Annotated in this window: 17 protein-coding genes; 9 read left to right on the top strand and 8 right to left on the bottom strand. The window is 65.7% G+C overall.

Annotation, left to right across the window (positions count from 1 at the left end):
* Positions 1-42 precede the first annotated feature (42 nt).
* From EAO80_RS02145 to EAO80_RS02155, 3 genes are all read right to left on the bottom strand, one after another.
* Complete coding sequence (locus EAO80_RS02145; RefSeq protein ID WP_122088294.1) at positions 43-387, bottom strand: hypothetical protein; 345 nt, start codon at positions 385-387, stop codon at positions 43-45.
* Positions 387-605, bottom strand: a complete 219-nt coding sequence (locus tag EAO80_RS02150; RefSeq protein ID WP_122088295.1) for a hypothetical protein — start codon at positions 603-605, stop codon at positions 387-389. Before EAO80_RS02150 ends, EAO80_RS02145 begins: the two co-directional genes overlap by 1 nt.
* A 126-nt stretch (positions 606-731) precedes the next feature.
* The gene (locus tag EAO80_RS02155; protein WP_122088296.1) at positions 732-1,055 is read right to left on the bottom strand and encodes an EthD domain-containing protein; all 324 of its coding nucleotides are present in this window, start codon (positions 1,053-1,055) and stop codon (positions 732-734) included.
* A gap of 78 nt (positions 1,056-1,133) precedes the next feature.
* Here EAO80_RS02155 and EAO80_RS02160 point away from each other — a divergent pair, with 78 nt between their 5' ends.
* Positions 1,134-1,319, top strand: a complete 186-nt coding sequence (locus tag EAO80_RS02160; RefSeq protein ID WP_122088297.1) for an HEWD family protein — start codon at positions 1,134-1,136, stop codon at positions 1,317-1,319.
* Positions 1,320-1,345: 26 nt separating this feature from the next.
* Here EAO80_RS02160 and EAO80_RS02165 read toward each other — a convergent pair whose 3' ends face one another.
* Complete coding sequence (locus EAO80_RS02165) at positions 1,346-2,017, bottom strand: HAD-IIB family hydrolase (RefSeq protein ID WP_122088298.1); 672 nt, start codon at positions 2,015-2,017, stop codon at positions 1,346-1,348.
* Positions 2,018-2,117: 100 nt separating this feature from the next.
* Here EAO80_RS02165 and EAO80_RS02170 point away from each other — a divergent pair, with 100 nt between their 5' ends.
* Genes EAO80_RS02170 through EAO80_RS02185 form a run of 4 tightly spaced genes read left to right on the top strand, consistent with a single transcriptional unit; the run spans position 2,118 to position 6,247 of the window.
* Complete coding sequence (locus EAO80_RS02170; RefSeq protein WP_122088299.1) at positions 2,118-2,618, top strand: hypothetical protein; 501 nt, start codon at positions 2,118-2,120, stop codon at positions 2,616-2,618.
* The gene (locus EAO80_RS02175) at positions 2,611-4,188 is read left to right on the top strand and encodes a sodium/proline symporter (RefSeq protein WP_122088300.1); all 1,578 of its coding nucleotides are present in this window, start codon (positions 2,611-2,613) and stop codon (positions 4,186-4,188) included. The genes EAO80_RS02170 and EAO80_RS02175 overlap by 8 nt, the downstream gene beginning before the upstream one ends.
* Entirely contained in the window at positions 4,185-4,625 is a 441-nt protein-coding gene (locus EAO80_RS02180; protein ID WP_122088301.1) for a hypothetical protein, read from the top strand. Before EAO80_RS02175 ends, EAO80_RS02180 begins: the two co-directional genes overlap by 4 nt.
* Positions 4,622-6,247 carry an AMP-binding protein gene (locus EAO80_RS02185; RefSeq protein ID WP_122088302.1) on the top strand — a complete coding sequence of 542 codons (1,626 nt, stop codon included), beginning with the start codon at positions 4,622-4,624 and terminating at the stop codon, positions 6,245-6,247. The genes EAO80_RS02180 and EAO80_RS02185 overlap by 4 nt, the downstream gene beginning before the upstream one ends.
* 1 nt (position 6,248) lies before the next feature.
* Here the strand turns inward: EAO80_RS02185 and EAO80_RS02190 are convergent, their stop codons facing one another.
* From EAO80_RS02190 to EAO80_RS02205, 4 genes are all read right to left on the bottom strand, one after another.
* Positions 6,249-6,434 (bottom strand): hypothetical protein, encoded by a 186-nt coding sequence (locus tag EAO80_RS02190; RefSeq protein ID WP_122088303.1) that lies wholly within the window; start codon positions 6,432-6,434, stop codon positions 6,249-6,251.
* A 67-nt stretch (positions 6,435-6,501) separates the two neighbouring features.
* Positions 6,502-7,545 (bottom strand): hypothetical protein, encoded by a 1,044-nt coding sequence (locus tag EAO80_RS02195; RefSeq protein ID WP_122088314.1) that lies wholly within the window; start codon positions 7,543-7,545, stop codon positions 6,502-6,504.
* 4 nt (positions 7,546-7,549) lie between these two features.
* The gene (gene glpK, locus EAO80_RS02200) at positions 7,550-9,085 is read right to left on the bottom strand and encodes a glycerol kinase GlpK (RefSeq protein ID WP_122088304.1); all 1,536 of its coding nucleotides are present in this window, start codon (positions 9,083-9,085) and stop codon (positions 7,550-7,552) included.
* A 102-nt stretch (positions 9,086-9,187) separates the two neighbouring features.
* A complete protein-coding gene (locus EAO80_RS02205) occupies positions 9,188-10,372 on the bottom strand; it encodes a Cdc6/Cdc18 family protein (RefSeq protein ID WP_122088305.1) in 1,185 nt (394 codons plus the stop codon).
* Here EAO80_RS02205 and EAO80_RS19360 point away from each other — a divergent pair.
* The 4 genes from EAO80_RS19360 to EAO80_RS02220 form a co-directional block, all read left to right on the top strand.
* Positions 10,365-10,514, top strand: coding sequence for a hypothetical protein (locus EAO80_RS19360; protein WP_162993836.1), 150 nt, complete (start codon positions 10,365-10,367; stop codon positions 10,512-10,514). The genes EAO80_RS02205 and EAO80_RS19360 overlap by 8 nt on opposite strands.
* Before the next feature lie 68 nt (positions 10,515-10,582).
* Positions 10,583-12,340, top strand: coding sequence for an anaerobic glycerol-3-phosphate dehydrogenase subunit GlpA (gene glpA / locus EAO80_RS02210; protein ID WP_122088306.1), 1,758 nt, complete (start codon positions 10,583-10,585; stop codon positions 12,338-12,340).
* On the top strand, positions 12,330-13,601 hold the full coding sequence (glpB, locus tag EAO80_RS02215; protein WP_122088307.1) for a glycerol-3-phosphate dehydrogenase subunit GlpB: 1,272 nt from the start codon (positions 12,330-12,332) through the stop codon (positions 13,599-13,601). The genes glpA and glpB overlap by 11 nt, the downstream gene beginning before the upstream one ends.
* Positions 13,598-14,320, top strand: a 723-nt coding sequence (locus EAO80_RS02220) for a 4Fe-4S dicluster domain-containing protein (protein ID WP_211330614.1), incomplete at its 3' end; no start/stop codon positions are given. The genes glpB and EAO80_RS02220, both read left to right, overlap by 4 nt.

Genomic DNA, 14,320 nt, shown 5'->3' on the forward strand with positions numbered 1-14,320 from the left:
AGCGAACCCGAGCGGAAGGCTCTGACGGACCGATCGACGGATTCAGACGCCGAATTCGTGGAGCACCACTCGGGCGATCGGACCGGGCCACACGCTCGCAGGGGAGATCCCGAGCACGCGCGAGAGTGCGTTCGGCTCGGTATGGGGACCGATTCGGGCGACCGTGATCCCGTCGACGTCGATGGCAGCCGATAGATCCGCCCCAACGAACCGGGTTCCGAGGAGTTCGATCAGCTCCGAAACCGTCCCGAAACTCCGGAGGACGGTGATCGAGCCCCGAATCGAGTCGACGCCGATCGTGAGGTGCTTGCCCGACCCGCTGACCGAGATCGAGTGACCCTCGACAGTGATCTCGAGATCCGCCTCGACTGCGAGCGCCCGCACCATCAGTCCCGTTCTCGGGTCGCGATCCGGAGGGTGCCGTCGACCCGCCAGTGGGCGTAATCGGCGTCCTCGCCGGTCTTGTTCGGAACGTCGATCTCCATGTCCTCGAACTCGTAGGTGATCTCGGCGCCCCGTCCCGTCAGGCGGTCGTAGAGACCGATCGCGAGCTCGGGCCACGTTTGGGTCTCGTCGACTCGGTCGCGTCGGTCGTCGCTACTCATGGCGCTCGCTACGGGCGGAACTCACCTTATAGTTCGGATCTACTCGATACGACGGGACGAGCGGCGGGTTCGCCCATCTGAATGGATCTACGGTGTGGACACGTACCCCACTATCGCCGGAATCGTCTACGAGATGTGATCGAACTGGACGGTCTCCTCGACGACCAGCGACGGCGAGGCTTCGAGATCGACGAACTCCGTCGCATCGGCCTGCACGCGTTCGCCTTCGGGCGATTCGAACGCCGCCGCGAGCTCCTCGGTGGAGTCGAAGTACAGCTCCACGATCCCGTCGTAGCTCGCCTTCTCGGGATCGCGCGGCGTCGACGTCACGTATTTCCGTAGGTTCGGGAGCTGCCCCGCGATTTCGGCGTGCTCGCCCGTCCAACGCGCTTTGAACTCCTCGTGGCTGAGACCCTCCTCGCGCAGGAGCAGTTGGACCATCTTGATCATATGGAATTCTCACGTCCCGCCGATTTCGACCTGTCGGTTTTCGCTACGGTTATGCGTGTGCGCTCCGTTGTCACGTCTATGTTGACACGCACCGAACTCAGAACGCCACAACGGCGCGAGTGCGAGCGTTGCGATCGGGAGGAGGTATGGGACGCGGCCGACGGCTGCTGGCGGATCACCACCGACGACGGCGAACGACGGACCGGAAACAGCCACTGCATCCACGAGTGGGACATCGACGGCACCTTTCGTTCCTACGAGTAGCGTTCGACGACCGGCCTCGTGATTACTCAGCGCAGTTCCGATAGCACCGACAGCGCGCCCGCCGAATAGCTCCCCTCGATGACCTCGTCCGCGGCTGCCTGCGCCGCCTCGTCGGCGTTGGCCACCGCGAACGACCGGCCGGCGACCGCGAACGTCGAGACGTCGTTCTCCGAGTCCCCGATCGCGACGAACTCTTCGACCGGGCGATCGAGCGCCGCACAGATCTCCCGTAGCCCCTCGCCCTTCGAGATCGCGGGGTCCTTGACGTGATACGCGTAGCCCGTGTCGACGACCTCCAGCTCGTACTCGGCGGCGATCTCTTCGAGGGGCGCGAGCGGCGAGGCGCGGTTGACGGCGACTTCAGTCTCGCGCCAGCGGTTCACCAGATCGCTCTCGCCCCAGCCGAGATCGTAACCCGCCTCGCGGTACTCCCGGGCGACTTCGTGGGGCGCGCTCGCGTCGCCCGTCACCCGCACGTCGTCGTCCGCGAGGACGACCCCGCCGTTCTCCGCGATCACTAGTGGTGGAATTCCGATGAACTGACAGAGCGCGACGGGGTAGGGAAACGCCTTGCCCGTCGCAATCACGACCGGTGCGGGCCACTCGCGGAGCGTCTCGAAAACGTGGGGATCGACCGAACTCGATCCGTCCCCGCGCGTGATGGTACCGTCGATATCGACGACGATGGGTGGGGTCATAGTTCCCTCTCGTATGCCGAGGGATAAACTGACGACGATCCATCGCCGAATTGTCTATCAACATCAACGGTTATATTCTTCGACTATGTGGTGGGAGTAGATGACACGCAACACGATCATGACGGCGATCGGGGGCCTCTCGGTCGCGCTGTTGGTTGCGGCGGCGGCAGGAACGTTCAGGCTGTTTTCGTATCTCGGCGCGTTTTTCATCCTCGCGTCGTTCGCGGCGGCGGCGATCGAGCGCGATGCGAGAGAGTTCGATCTCGCGCCGTACACCGGGCTGATCGGCGGTCTCGGGGCGTTGTTTCTGGTCGGGCTGACCGGGATCTGGCTGACGTGGTCGCCGGGGACGACCGAGTTTACTTACCTGTTGGGCCTCCCGATCCCGACGTTCTTCTACGTCCTCTTCCTCTGGGCGCTCCCCCTCGCCGGGGCGATCTACTACTCGGTGATCTTCGACCGGATCGGCGGCGACGCGGTCGTCGAGGCGATCATGACCGACGCCCGCGAGGCACAATCGGAGGGGTCGTTCCCGCTGGTTCCCCGGCGGGTTGATTCCGAACCCGAACGAAGCGAGCGGGGTGAGCCGACCGATGACTGACCTCTCGACCCTCCTCCCGCTCCAAGAGGGGATCCCCGTCGCCGACGACCCCGTGATCCTCGCGTTCGGCGCGGTCTACCTGCTGGTGGTCGTCCTGATCGGCATCTGGGGCTACCTGCGGACGACGACCACGGGCGACTTCCTCATCACCGGCAAGTCCATCGGCACGTGGGTGCTCGCGATGACTGCCTTTTCGGTGATTCAGTCGGGCTTCGGTTTCGTCGGCGGCCCGGAACTCGTCTACGAGTTCGGTATGACCGGTATGTGGATCTTCTTCAGCGCGCCGCTCGGCTTCCTGATTACGTGGGTCCTGCTCGCGAAACGGATGCGTCTCTTGGCCGATATCCGGAACGTCCTCACGCTCGCGGACGGGATGTACGTCCGCTACGAGAGCGACGCGGTCCGCGGGCTGACCGGACTCGCGGTGGCCGTCGGCGTGATCGCGTATCTCGCGACCAACCTCGCCGCGCTGCAGTACGTCATGCGCGCGATCTTCGGCGTTCCCGTCATCTGGGGGCTGCTCGGTGGCGCCGCCATTTTGCTCGCCTACAGCATGCTCGGCGGGATGATCGCGGGCGTCTGGACGGACTTCCTCCAAGCCATTACGATGATCATCGGCGCGGGGTTCGTCCTTGCGTACGCGCTCTCGTTCGGCGGCGGGATGGAGGGGATCTCGCGGAATCTCGCAAGCGCGAATCCCGACCTGATCTCGCCCTTCGGCACGCTGGGCGGGGAGACGGCGGCGGTTTTCGCGGCGATCGCCTGGTGGGTGTTGTTCTCGGTCGGCGCGGCCGGTCAACCTCACCTCGTGACGAAGTTCTACATGAGCAAGAGCCTGAAGATCCTCAAATGGGGTGCGCCAATCGCCGCGATCTCCTATGCGATCTCCAGCATGATCGCCTTCTCGGCGGGTCTCTCGATGCGTGCGCAGGTCGAGGGCGGCGCGATCCAGGAGACCTTCAGTGCCTCGGAGGTCGCGCCCGTCTTCGTCCTCGAATACACCCCGAGCGTCGTCGCCGGCCTGATCCTCGCGGCGCTGCTCGCGGCGATCATGTCCACGAGCGACTCCTTTTTGAATATCGGCGCGGCAGCGATCTCGCGGGACATTCCCCGGGCACTCGGCAAACCGATCACGGACGATAAGACCGAACTCAGAGTTACACAGGGCGCGCTCGCGGGGCTGACCGTCCTCTCGACGGGCGTGGTTTACTTCTCCGATGCGCTCGTGGGCATCCTCGGAACGATCGGCTGGGGCTTCTTCGCCGCCGCGTTCGTTCCGATGGTCGTCTTAGGGATGAACTGGAAGGGCGCGACCGCGGAGGGCGCGATCGTCGCGACGATCGCGGGACTCGCCATCAACGTCGTCTACAGCGCCGTCCCGATGGCCGCCGGCGTCGCCGGCCTCACGAGACTGGCCGACGCCGTCAACGCGGCCTATCCGTTCCCCGAGGCGTTCCCCGTCGGCACGGTCGCAATGCTCGTCGCGGTCGCGCTGTTCGTCGGCGTTTCGCTGGCAACACAGGAGCGCAGCTACGTCCCGGCGGACCTCCGGGCGCTCATCGAACGATGAGCGAAGAGCGCCTCGCACACCTCACCGAGTGGGCCCGGAAACGCCCCAACTCGATCGAGTTCTGGGAGGTCTTTCTCATGACCGAGCGCGTCGTCTGCTGTTTCGCCGGCGAGTCGTTTTCCTCGGCGCTGCTGCGAGCGGACATGGGCGGGCGCGCCCGTGAGGAACTCGTCGACCTCGCTCCCGAGGACCTCCTCGCTCACAACGAACGCAACGTCCGAATACCGCTTGCCGACCTCGAATCGATTACCCTCGTCCGGGGAACGCTCTTTCGGCGCGCTCGCCTGACCCTCGCGTGGGACGGCGGAGAGCTGGCACTGTACAACACCAAGGCCGGCGATTCCCAGGAGTCGCTGCTCGAATCGCTCGCTGAAGATCCCCGTATCGGCATCAGCATTGAGATCACTGACCCCTCCTCGATCCTTAATAGATCATGACACGAGACATCGATTCGTGGTACTGTGACCTCGCGTACGACAGCTACGAGGATGCCCGCGAGACGTTTGAATGGAACCGTCCCGAGGACTACAACCTCGCCTATGATCTGCTGCGGAAACACCCCGATCTCGACGCGCCGGCGCTCTTCCAGGTCGATTTCGATGGCCGCCGGGAGACCTACACCTTTCGTGACCTCGATCGGCTCTCGAACTGGGTCGCGAACGCGCTCGAATCGCGGGGGATCGAACGTGGCGACCGGATAGGCGTGGTCGTCCCCCAGAAACCCGAAAACGCCCTCACACACCTCGCCTGCTGGAAGATCGGCGCGATCTCGCTGCCGCTTTCTCCTTTGTTCGGTCCCGAGGCGCTCGGCCACCGACTCGAAGACAGCGGCGCGAAGGCAGTGGTCGCCGACACCTCGGTTCGGGAGACCGTCGCCGAAGTCGAAGGCGACTGTCCCGCACTTGAACACATCGTTGTCGTCGACGACTCTGGAGACGACTCCGTCGCATCGTTCGAGTCGCTTCTCGCCGAGGGCTCTGAGGAGTACGCGATCGCCGAGACGGACGCCGAGACGCCCGCGATAATCATGTACACGAGCGGATCGACCGGCCCGCCGAAGGGCGTTCTCCATTCGCATGGCGTGTGGGTGGGCCACTGTCCGGCGTTCTCGATGTACTTCGAACTCGATGTCGATGGAACGTACTGGACGCCCGCCGACTGGGCATGGATCGGCGCGCTCGGCGATCTCCTCTTTCCGGCGTGGCACTACGGCCAGCAGGTCGTGGGCAAAGCGATGGGAAAATTCGATCCCGAAGAGGCGTTCTCGATCATGGAGGAGTTCTCGGTTACGGGAGCGTTCCTCCCGCCGACGGCGATTCGCATGATGATGGACGTCGATTCCGATAGATATGACCTCTCGATCGAGGCGATCTGCTCGGGCGGCGAACCCCTGACCCCCGAAATTCTGAACTGGGCTGACGAGGTGCTCGGCGACGTGCCGGTCAACGAACTCTACGGCCAGACCGAGGCGAACCTGCTCGTGACGAACTGTCGCGAGTGGTTCCCCGCACGGGCCGGCAGCATGGGCAAACCGGTGCCGGGCCACGACGTCCGGGTGATCGATTCGGAGACGGGCGAGGAGCTACCCGTAGGAGAGGTCGGCGAGATCGCCGTGCGCCGCAAGGGCGACCCCGTCGTCTTCAACGAGTACTGGAACCGACCCGAAAAAACCGATAAGGCCCGCGTCGGCCCGTGGCACTGCACGGGCGACCTCGGCTACGCCGACGAGGAGGGCTATCTGTGGTTCAAGTCGCGCGACGACGACCTGATCATCACCAGCGGGTATCGCGTGGGTCCTCGCGAGGTCGAGGAGGTGCTGTTGGATCACGAGGCGGTCGCACAGGTCGGCGTGGTCGGTATCCCTGATGAAACCCGCGGCGAGATCGTCAAAGCGTTCGTCCAACCGGTTGGGGAAGGGTCCGAAACGCTCCGCGAGGGGCTACAGGAGCTCGTCCGCGATCGACTCGCCAAATACGAGTACCCTCGCGAGATCGAGTTCCGCGATGAACTCCCACAGACCACGACCGGCAAGATCAGGCGGAAGGACCTGACCGACTGACTTAGCCGTTTCCGAGCGTGTCGTCGAGCAGCTCGCGGATGTCCTGAATCTCGGCGGCGTCGAACCCGAACTCGCCGCGGTCGGGCCCCACGAGATAGTAGTCGAACGGTTCGTCCTCGTTTTCGCCGCTCCGGACGCCGATCCCGTCGGAATCGCCGACGAGAAGGTCGTCGTCTCGGGTGCTCATAGCTATCGTATCGCTTTCATCGCTCATCAACCTGCGGCCTGCAGAAGGAGGGACCGCGTTCGGGCGGTCAGAGCCCGAGATACGCCGCGTTCGGCAGGAGCCCGAGCAGGTAGAGGAGCCCGATCAGCAGCGTCATGATCGTGATCGCCATCGCCGGCGGGTCGACGTGAGTGCCCGAGTGGGCGTAGAAGACCCGCTGGGTGAGCTCGCCGAACAGCCCGCTGACCGCGCCGAACAGTGCGGCGATGATGAGGACGACGGGCGCGCTGCCAACTGCGGAAGCGGCGATCATCGCGCCCGCCGAGCCGAGCAGCGTCATGTGGTGGGTGACGGGGATCTTCTCGACGCCGAGGTTGAGAAAGAGCAGGCTCGCCGCAGAGATCCCGTACGCCATGAACATGCTCCCGGTCTCCAGCCAGGTCCACCCGCCAAGCACGCCGCCAACGAGGCCGATCGTCACGACGCCGCTCCACGTGTACTGGTGGGGGAGCCAAGGCTCGGTCGACGGTCGATCGCTGCCCGTGCGTGTCTCGCCGCGCTCGAACGGTGACATGTCCAGATACCCGTCCCCGGCCGGCGTCCCGATCAGCGGGTAGCCGAACGCGACGCGCGCGATGACCGCCGTGAGGAAGACCGACAGCGCGATCGTATCGAGCGGCAGGCCGATCCCCGCGCCGATCTGGTTGAGCACCATCCCGAGGACGCCGAACAGCGCTCCAACGAGGAGGATGTCGGGTTTGGTGCCGAAGGCGTAGGTGATCTCCTTTCCGAAGTGAAACCCGCCTGTCGACCCCATCTCGGGGTAGCGTTTGCCGGCGTAGGCGGTCGCGGCGACCCCACCCGCGAAGACGATGTGGGGGCCGACGACCGGCCCGAAACCGATCGCCCCCGTCACGTCGAGCGCGATGGAATCGACGCCGGCCTCCCCGAGATCGGCCTGGAGCGCGCCGAGCCCCTCGCCCAGCAGGACGACGAACCCCGTAAAGACGAACGAGGGCAACGCGCCCAGCGCCGCGCCGAACGCGCCGCCGGCGAGCGCGGCGATGAGCAACGTGGCGAACGCCTCATACCCGATCCCGAGAACCGGAACCTGAAGAACGGTCGTCTCGATCATCTCACTCGTCCCTCGCCCAGCCCCGCGAGCGCTCGACGGCCTCCGCCCAGCGCTCGTAGGTTCGGTCGGCGTCCTCGGGATCCATCTCGGGGGTGAACTCCCGGTCGACCTGCCAGTTGTCCCGGAGTTCGTCCGCGGTCTCCCAGTACCCCACCGCCAGCCCGGCGGCGTAGGCCGACCCGAGCGCGGTGGTCTCGTCGACCTCGGGGCGGACGATCTCCGAGCCGATGATGTCGGCCTGGAGCTGACAGAGGAAGTCGTTTTTCACCGCGCCGCCGTCGACGCGAAGCGAGCCCATCTCGATGCCCGAGTCGGCCTCCATCGCCTCGGCGACGTCTCTGGTCTGGTACGCGATCGCTTCGAGGGTCGCCCGGACGATGTGTTCCCGCTTGGTGCCCCGCGTCATCCCGACGATCGTTCCCCTCGCCCTGCCGTCCCAGTGGGGCGCGCCCAGCCCGGTGAGTGCGGGAACGAAGTAGACCCCATCGGTCGAGTCGACCCGGCTTGCGAGTTCGGCGGTCTGGGCCGCGCTCTTGATCAGCCCGATGTCCTCGAGGAACTCGACGGCCGCGCCGGTGATGAAGATCGAGCCCTCGAGCGCGTAGTTGATCGGCTCGCCCGAACGCTGGAAGGCGACGGTCGTGAGCAGGCCGTGTTCGCTTTCGACCGCCTCCTCGCCGGTGTTCATCAGGAAGAAACTGCCCGTGCCGTAGGTGTTCTTCGCGTCACCCTCGTCGAAGCAGGTCTGGCCGAACAGCGCGGCCTGCTGGTCGCCCAGCGCGCCCGCGACGGGCACCTCCGAACCCAGAAATCCGTCGGGGTCGGTGTGGCCGTAGTACTCCTCGTCCGAGGAGGGGCGTACCTCGGGGAGACACGCCTTCGGAACGCCGAACTCCTCCAGAAGCTCGTCGTCCCAGTCGGCGTCGTGGATGTTGTACAGCATCGTCCGCGAGGCGTTCGTGACGTCGGTGATGTGGTTGCCCGTAAGCTTCTGGATCAACCAGGTGTCGATCGTCCCGAAGAGGACCTCGCCCTCCTCGGCGCGGTCGCGGACGCTCTGTTGTTGGGCCTTCTCGAGTTTCATCGGGTCGGCGTTCTCGAGGACCCACTCGGCCTTCGTCGCCGAGAAGTAGGCGTCGACCTCCAGTCCTGTCTTTTCTCGAATAGTTTCGGCCATTCCCGCCTCCTGGAGCTCCTCGACCCGATCGGTCGTCCGGCGGTCCTGCCAGACGAGCGCCTCGTGGACGGGCGTGCCCGAGTCACGGTCCCACAGCACCGTCGTCTCGCGCTGGTTGGTCACCCCGATGGCCGCCAGCTGGTCGGCGTCGATGCCCGCCTCCGAGAGCGCGCCCGTCATCACCGACTTGGTGTTCTCCCAGATCTCGACGGGGTCGTGTTCGACCCAGCCGGGCTGGGGGTAGATCTGTTCGTGTTTCTCGTACGCGTTGGCGACGACCTGGCCCGCGTGGTCGAACACCATAAACCGCGTACCGGTCGTCCCCTGGTCGATCGCACCGACAAATTGATCGCTTGTCATGGGTAATGTCGTTCCCGGAGCGCCCCGGTCCGACGGCAGTATTCTTTATCGAACAGTGCCGTACTACCGATAACCAATACAGACGTTCATGATAAACCTTTCCTACGGCTCGTCAGGGGACCCGTTGGTGGCGTCGAACACCTGCCGGAAGACGAGAGTCGGAAATTGCGGTTCGACGCGGCTCGGCGGGCGCCCCAGTCCGTCGGTTCGTTCCGCGCGGGTTCGACGGAGGATGCCCGACTCGGCCAGTTCGTAGAGGAAGCGCTTGACGGTCGCCGCCGAGAGATCGAGCGACTCCGGGTGCGCGATCACCGCAGCGGTCGCCTCGATCGATCGATCCGTCGTTTCGAGGTCGAGCAACCGTCGGAGGACTCGCTGTCTGTTCTCGGGAAGCGCGAGCACGCGCCCGATCGCCGCGCCGGGTCTGGGAACCGCGTCGATTCCGCCGTCGACGGCCGCCGTATCGATCGTTCGCTCGCCCGCCTCGTCCGAACGTACCGCTGCACCGAACAGCGCCGCGAGCGCGTCGTGTGCGTCGCCGCCCGCCCACGTCGCGATCCGACGGAGCTCCTCGTGGGAGATCGCCTGATGGGCGAGCCCCCGGGATGCCCGGCTCGTCAGGACGTCGACGAGGGCGTAGCGCTGATACGCCGACAGATGGACGGTCGCGCCGAACCCGGTTCCGTACTCCTCGGGGGGCCGCCGACCGATGGCGAGCCACGCGATCGAGTCGGGAACGCGACCGAGAAACGCCTCGATGGCGTCGACCGAAACCGGCGTCGATTCCCCCAGATGGTCGACCGCCACGACCGTCGTCCGGCCCGTTCCGGCGAACGACGCCTCCAGTCGATCGACGAGGTGATCGTCGCCGATCCCCTGTTTCGGAATCCGATCGTCGAGCAGGGCATCGAGGATCGCGTGTCGGAGGCCGAACTCGCTTCGCGTTCGGCGACCGTCGACGTAGGCGAACGCCGCCATGTCGCCGGCGTCGACACGTGTGCTCGTGTGGATGCTCGTCCGACTCTCGGCGCTCACGCGGTCGAGTTCGGTAAACAGCGCCGTGACGAGCGCGGATTTGCCCGCCCCTTTCGGTCCCCAGACGTAGGCGTTCGCCGGCAGCGCGCCGTCGAGAGCCGGTTCGAGGTGATCGAGCAGCTGTTCGAGTGCGGACCCGCGTCCGTCGGGGTCCCGGACGTGGGCGGCCGGGCTGAGCGCGTCGTAGCTCCTGACAAGCTGCGGGCCGTCGTCTCCTCGTCGCCGCCGCGCGACGCGTTCTTCGATGTTCATCGTCTCAGGGGGTGCGGTCGGGATCGCCGCTCGCGGGGTTCGAGCGCGGGCGAAAACGCCCGTGGACTCGATCCGCGACCGCGATCCCCGTCGGGAAATCGGTTCGAAGCGCTCACTGCTTCCATCACAAACAGTAATGTGAGAAATAGTTTACTCTCGAATTCGACTGAGGGGTAAAGTAAAGTATACGCCCACGAAGGATGGAATACGATGACAGATAGGGTCGACGCCCTCGTCGTCGGCGGCGGCTCGACGGGCTGTGGCATCGCCAGGGATCTGGCGATGCGTGGCCTCTCGGTGGCGCTCGTCGAACAGGGCAACCTCACTCACGGCACGACGGGGCGGATGCACGGCCTGCTTCACAGCGGCGGGCGCTATGCCGTCTCCGACCAGGCCAGCGCACGCGAATGTATCGAGGAAAACCGGGTATTGCGGGAGATCGCGGGCCACTGCGTCGAGATGACCGGCGGGATGTTCGTCCAGTTGGAGGACGACCCCGACGAGTACTTCGAGGAGAAACTGGCGGGCTGTCGGGAGTGTGACATCCCGGCGGAGGTCCTTTCGGGAGCCGAGGCCCGCGATCGCGAACCGTACCTCACCCGCGAGGTCAAGCGCGCGATCGCGGTGCCCGACGGCGCGGTCGATCCCTTCAGACTCTGTGTCGCGAACGCCGCCGACGCCGAGCGCCACGGCGCGCGGATCGAGACCCATGCGCCGGTGACGGACGTTCTCGTGGAGGCCGGCGAGGTCGTCGGCGTGGAGGTCGAACACGAGTCGGGGCCCGGGAAGCGAAACCACCGGGAGCCGGGCACCGTCGAGGAGATCCGCGCCGAGCACGTGATCAACGCGACGGGCGCGTGGGCCGGACGAGTGGGAGAGATGGCCGGCGTCGACGTCGAGGTCCGCCCATCGAAGGGCGTGATGGTGATCATGAACGTCCGGCAGGTCGATACCGTGATCAACCGCTGTCGGAAGAAGGGCGACGCTGACATCGTCGTCCCCCACGAGACGACGGCGATCCTGGGCACCACGGACGTCGAGGTCGACCACCCCGAAGGCTATCCCGAGGAGCGCTGGGAGGTCGACATGATGATCGACGAGCTCTCGGGGCTGGTGCCGATCCTCGCCGAGGCCCGGACTATCCGCTCCTTCTGGGGCGTCCGGCCGCTGTACGAGCCGCCCGGAACGGGAACGACTGACCCCACCGACATCACGCGCGATTTCTTCCTGCTGGACCACGAGGACCGCGATTCGCTCCCCGGAATGACCAGCATCGTCGGCGGGAAGTTCACCACCTACCGGCTGATGGCCGAGAAGATCTCGAATCACGTCTGCGAGAAACTCGGCGTCACCGCGGAGTGTCGAACCGCCGAGGTACCGCTGCCGGGCAGCGAGGACTTCTCGGTCCTTCGGGACTACATGGACGAGTTCGGGCTCCGATCCCCGATCGGGCGCCGGAGCGTCCAGCGTCTCGGCTCGCGGGCCGACGACGTGTTGAAGACCGACGAACCGAACCCGACGGTCTGTGACTGCGAGGCGGTCACGCGCGCCGAAATTCGGGACGCCATCGAGGGCGCGGGAAGCGATCTCAATGCCGTTCGCATCCGGACGCGTGCCTCGATGGGCAACTGCCAGGGCGGCTTTTGCTGTCACCGGATGGCGAGCGAGCTACACCCGAACTACGACGAGGAGACCGTCAGCGCGGCGTGGGACGAGTTGGTAGAGGAACGCTGGAAGGGCGAACGGCACGCGCTGTGGGGTGAGGGGCTCTCGCAGGCCGCGCTGAACTACCAACTGCACGCCACGACGATGAGTCTGGATCGCGAGCCCGCGGTGGCGGACTTCGGAGCGTTCGATTCGGGTGTTGAGACCGCGACCGACGGCGGTGAGCGAACCACCGGTTCACGACCCTCGCCGGATCCTCGATCCGACGGCAGCCGGTCGGAGGAGGGACGGAATGGCGATTGAATCGGACGTGTTGGTGATCGGCGGCGGGCTCGCGGGCGCGAGCGCGGCACTCTCGGCGGCCCGCGGCGGGGCGAGCGTTCGGCTCGTCACGCACAAGGAGAACACGCTGAGGAACGCCAGCGGGTTGATCGACGTGCTCGGCTATCACGGGAGCGACGAGCCGATCGCCGAGCCCTTCGAGGCGATTTCAGGACTTTCCGACGAGCATCCCTACCGGAAAGTCGGCGTCGAGGCGGTGCGGGAGGCGCTGGCGCTGTTCGACGAGATCGCTGGGGACCTTTACGAGGGCGGACATACGAGCACAAACACCCTCTCGCCGACGTACGGCGGGCGGGTCAAGCCCACCAGCCGGTATCCGGAGAGTGCGGCGGCTGGACTGGCGAGCAAGTCAGAGAACACCCTATTAGTGGGCTTCGAGACGGTCACGACCTTCGACGCGCCCCTCGCGGCCGAACGCCTCGATGCCTCAGTCCCCTTCGAGGTTCGAGGGGTCACGATCCGGTTTCCCGGCGAGTTTCGCGCGGACGCCCGGATCACCCGGCTGGCCCGCGCGCTCGATGCGGACGAACTCCTCGACCGCGAGAACCGTGTGGGAACTCGTGAAGAACTCGCCACGCGGGTCGCCGAGCACCTCGGCGATGCTGAGCGTGTCGGGTTCCCCGCGTTACTAGGAGACGACGAGCACCGCGACGTACGGGCGGATCTCGAAGCCGAACTCGGCGTCCCGGTCTTCGAGGTACCGATGGGGCCGCCGAGCCTGCCGGGGATGCGCCTCGAGGACCGGTTGTACGAGGCGCTCGACGCCGAGGGCGTCCACGTCGAAGCGGGCAACCCCGTCGTCGGCTACAGCGAGGAGGAGAGGCAGATCACGGCGGTCTCGGTCGACCGCGGGCGCCGGGAGATCCCCTATCACGCCGAGCAGTTCGTGCTCGCGACCGGCGGGCTCGTCGGGAAGGGGATCGACTCGGATCGCGAGGGCGTGTACGAGCCCGTGTTCGACTGTCACGTCCCCCAGCCCGAGGAGCGTTACGAGTGGTTTCACGACCGGGTCTTCGACGACCAGCCCTACGCCCGGTTCGGAGTCGAGGTCGACGACGACCTCCGGCCGCTCGGATCGAACGGAGAGCCGGAGTTTTCGAACCTCCGGGCAGTGGGCGCGGTACTGGGCGGTTACGACCTAGCCCGAGAGAAATGCGGCAGCGGCGTCTCGCTTTCGACCGGGTTCACGGCGGGCAGCAACGCGAGCGAGGATCTACAATGAGTGACGCAGAGACATCCGACGAGTTCGAACCGGTAGACGTGTTCCCCGAGGCCGAATCCGGAGGGATGGACCTCCGCAGTGGGGCCGACGACTGTTACAAATGTTCGACCTGCGACAGCGAGTGTCCGGTCGCAGCGGTCGACGACGACTTTCCCGGCCCGAAGTTCCAGGGACCCGAACAGTGGCGTCTGAAACGGAAGGACGACACCGAGATCGACGACTCGGTGATGAACTGTTCGAACTGCATGCGCTGTGACTCGGCCTGTCCCTCGGAGGTCCCCCTGAGCCAGATGCACAACACCGCCCGGGGCAGTTTCGTCGAGAATCAGATGGCAAAACTCTCCCGGGAATACGTTCGAAACCGAATCCTCTCGAACTACGGCACGCTCGCATGGTTCGCCAGCAAGGTCCCCCGGCTGGCCAACGCCGTGATGAGTAATTCAGTAGTTCAGACGGTCAACGAGACGGTCATGGGGATCACTACCGAGCGGGAGTTCCCCGAGTTCGCAGAGCAGACGTTCCGGGAGTGGTGGGAGGAGCGAGGTGGCAACGCCACCTCGAAAAAGCGAGCGAGCGAAGCCCGCGAGCAGGCAGAGCGGGGCGGGGCCGAGGTCGAAAGCGACGAGAAGCGCGTCGCGTACTTCCACGGCTGCTACTCGAACTACAACACGCCCGAGGTCGGCAAGGCGATGGTGCGGGTCTTCGAGTCCTTCGGCTAC

It is taken from the genome of Halalkalicoccus subterraneus (assembly GCF_003697815.1).
Classification (GTDB): domain Archaea; phylum Halobacteriota; class Halobacteria; order Halobacteriales; family Halalkalicoccaceae; genus Halalkalicoccus; species Halalkalicoccus subterraneus.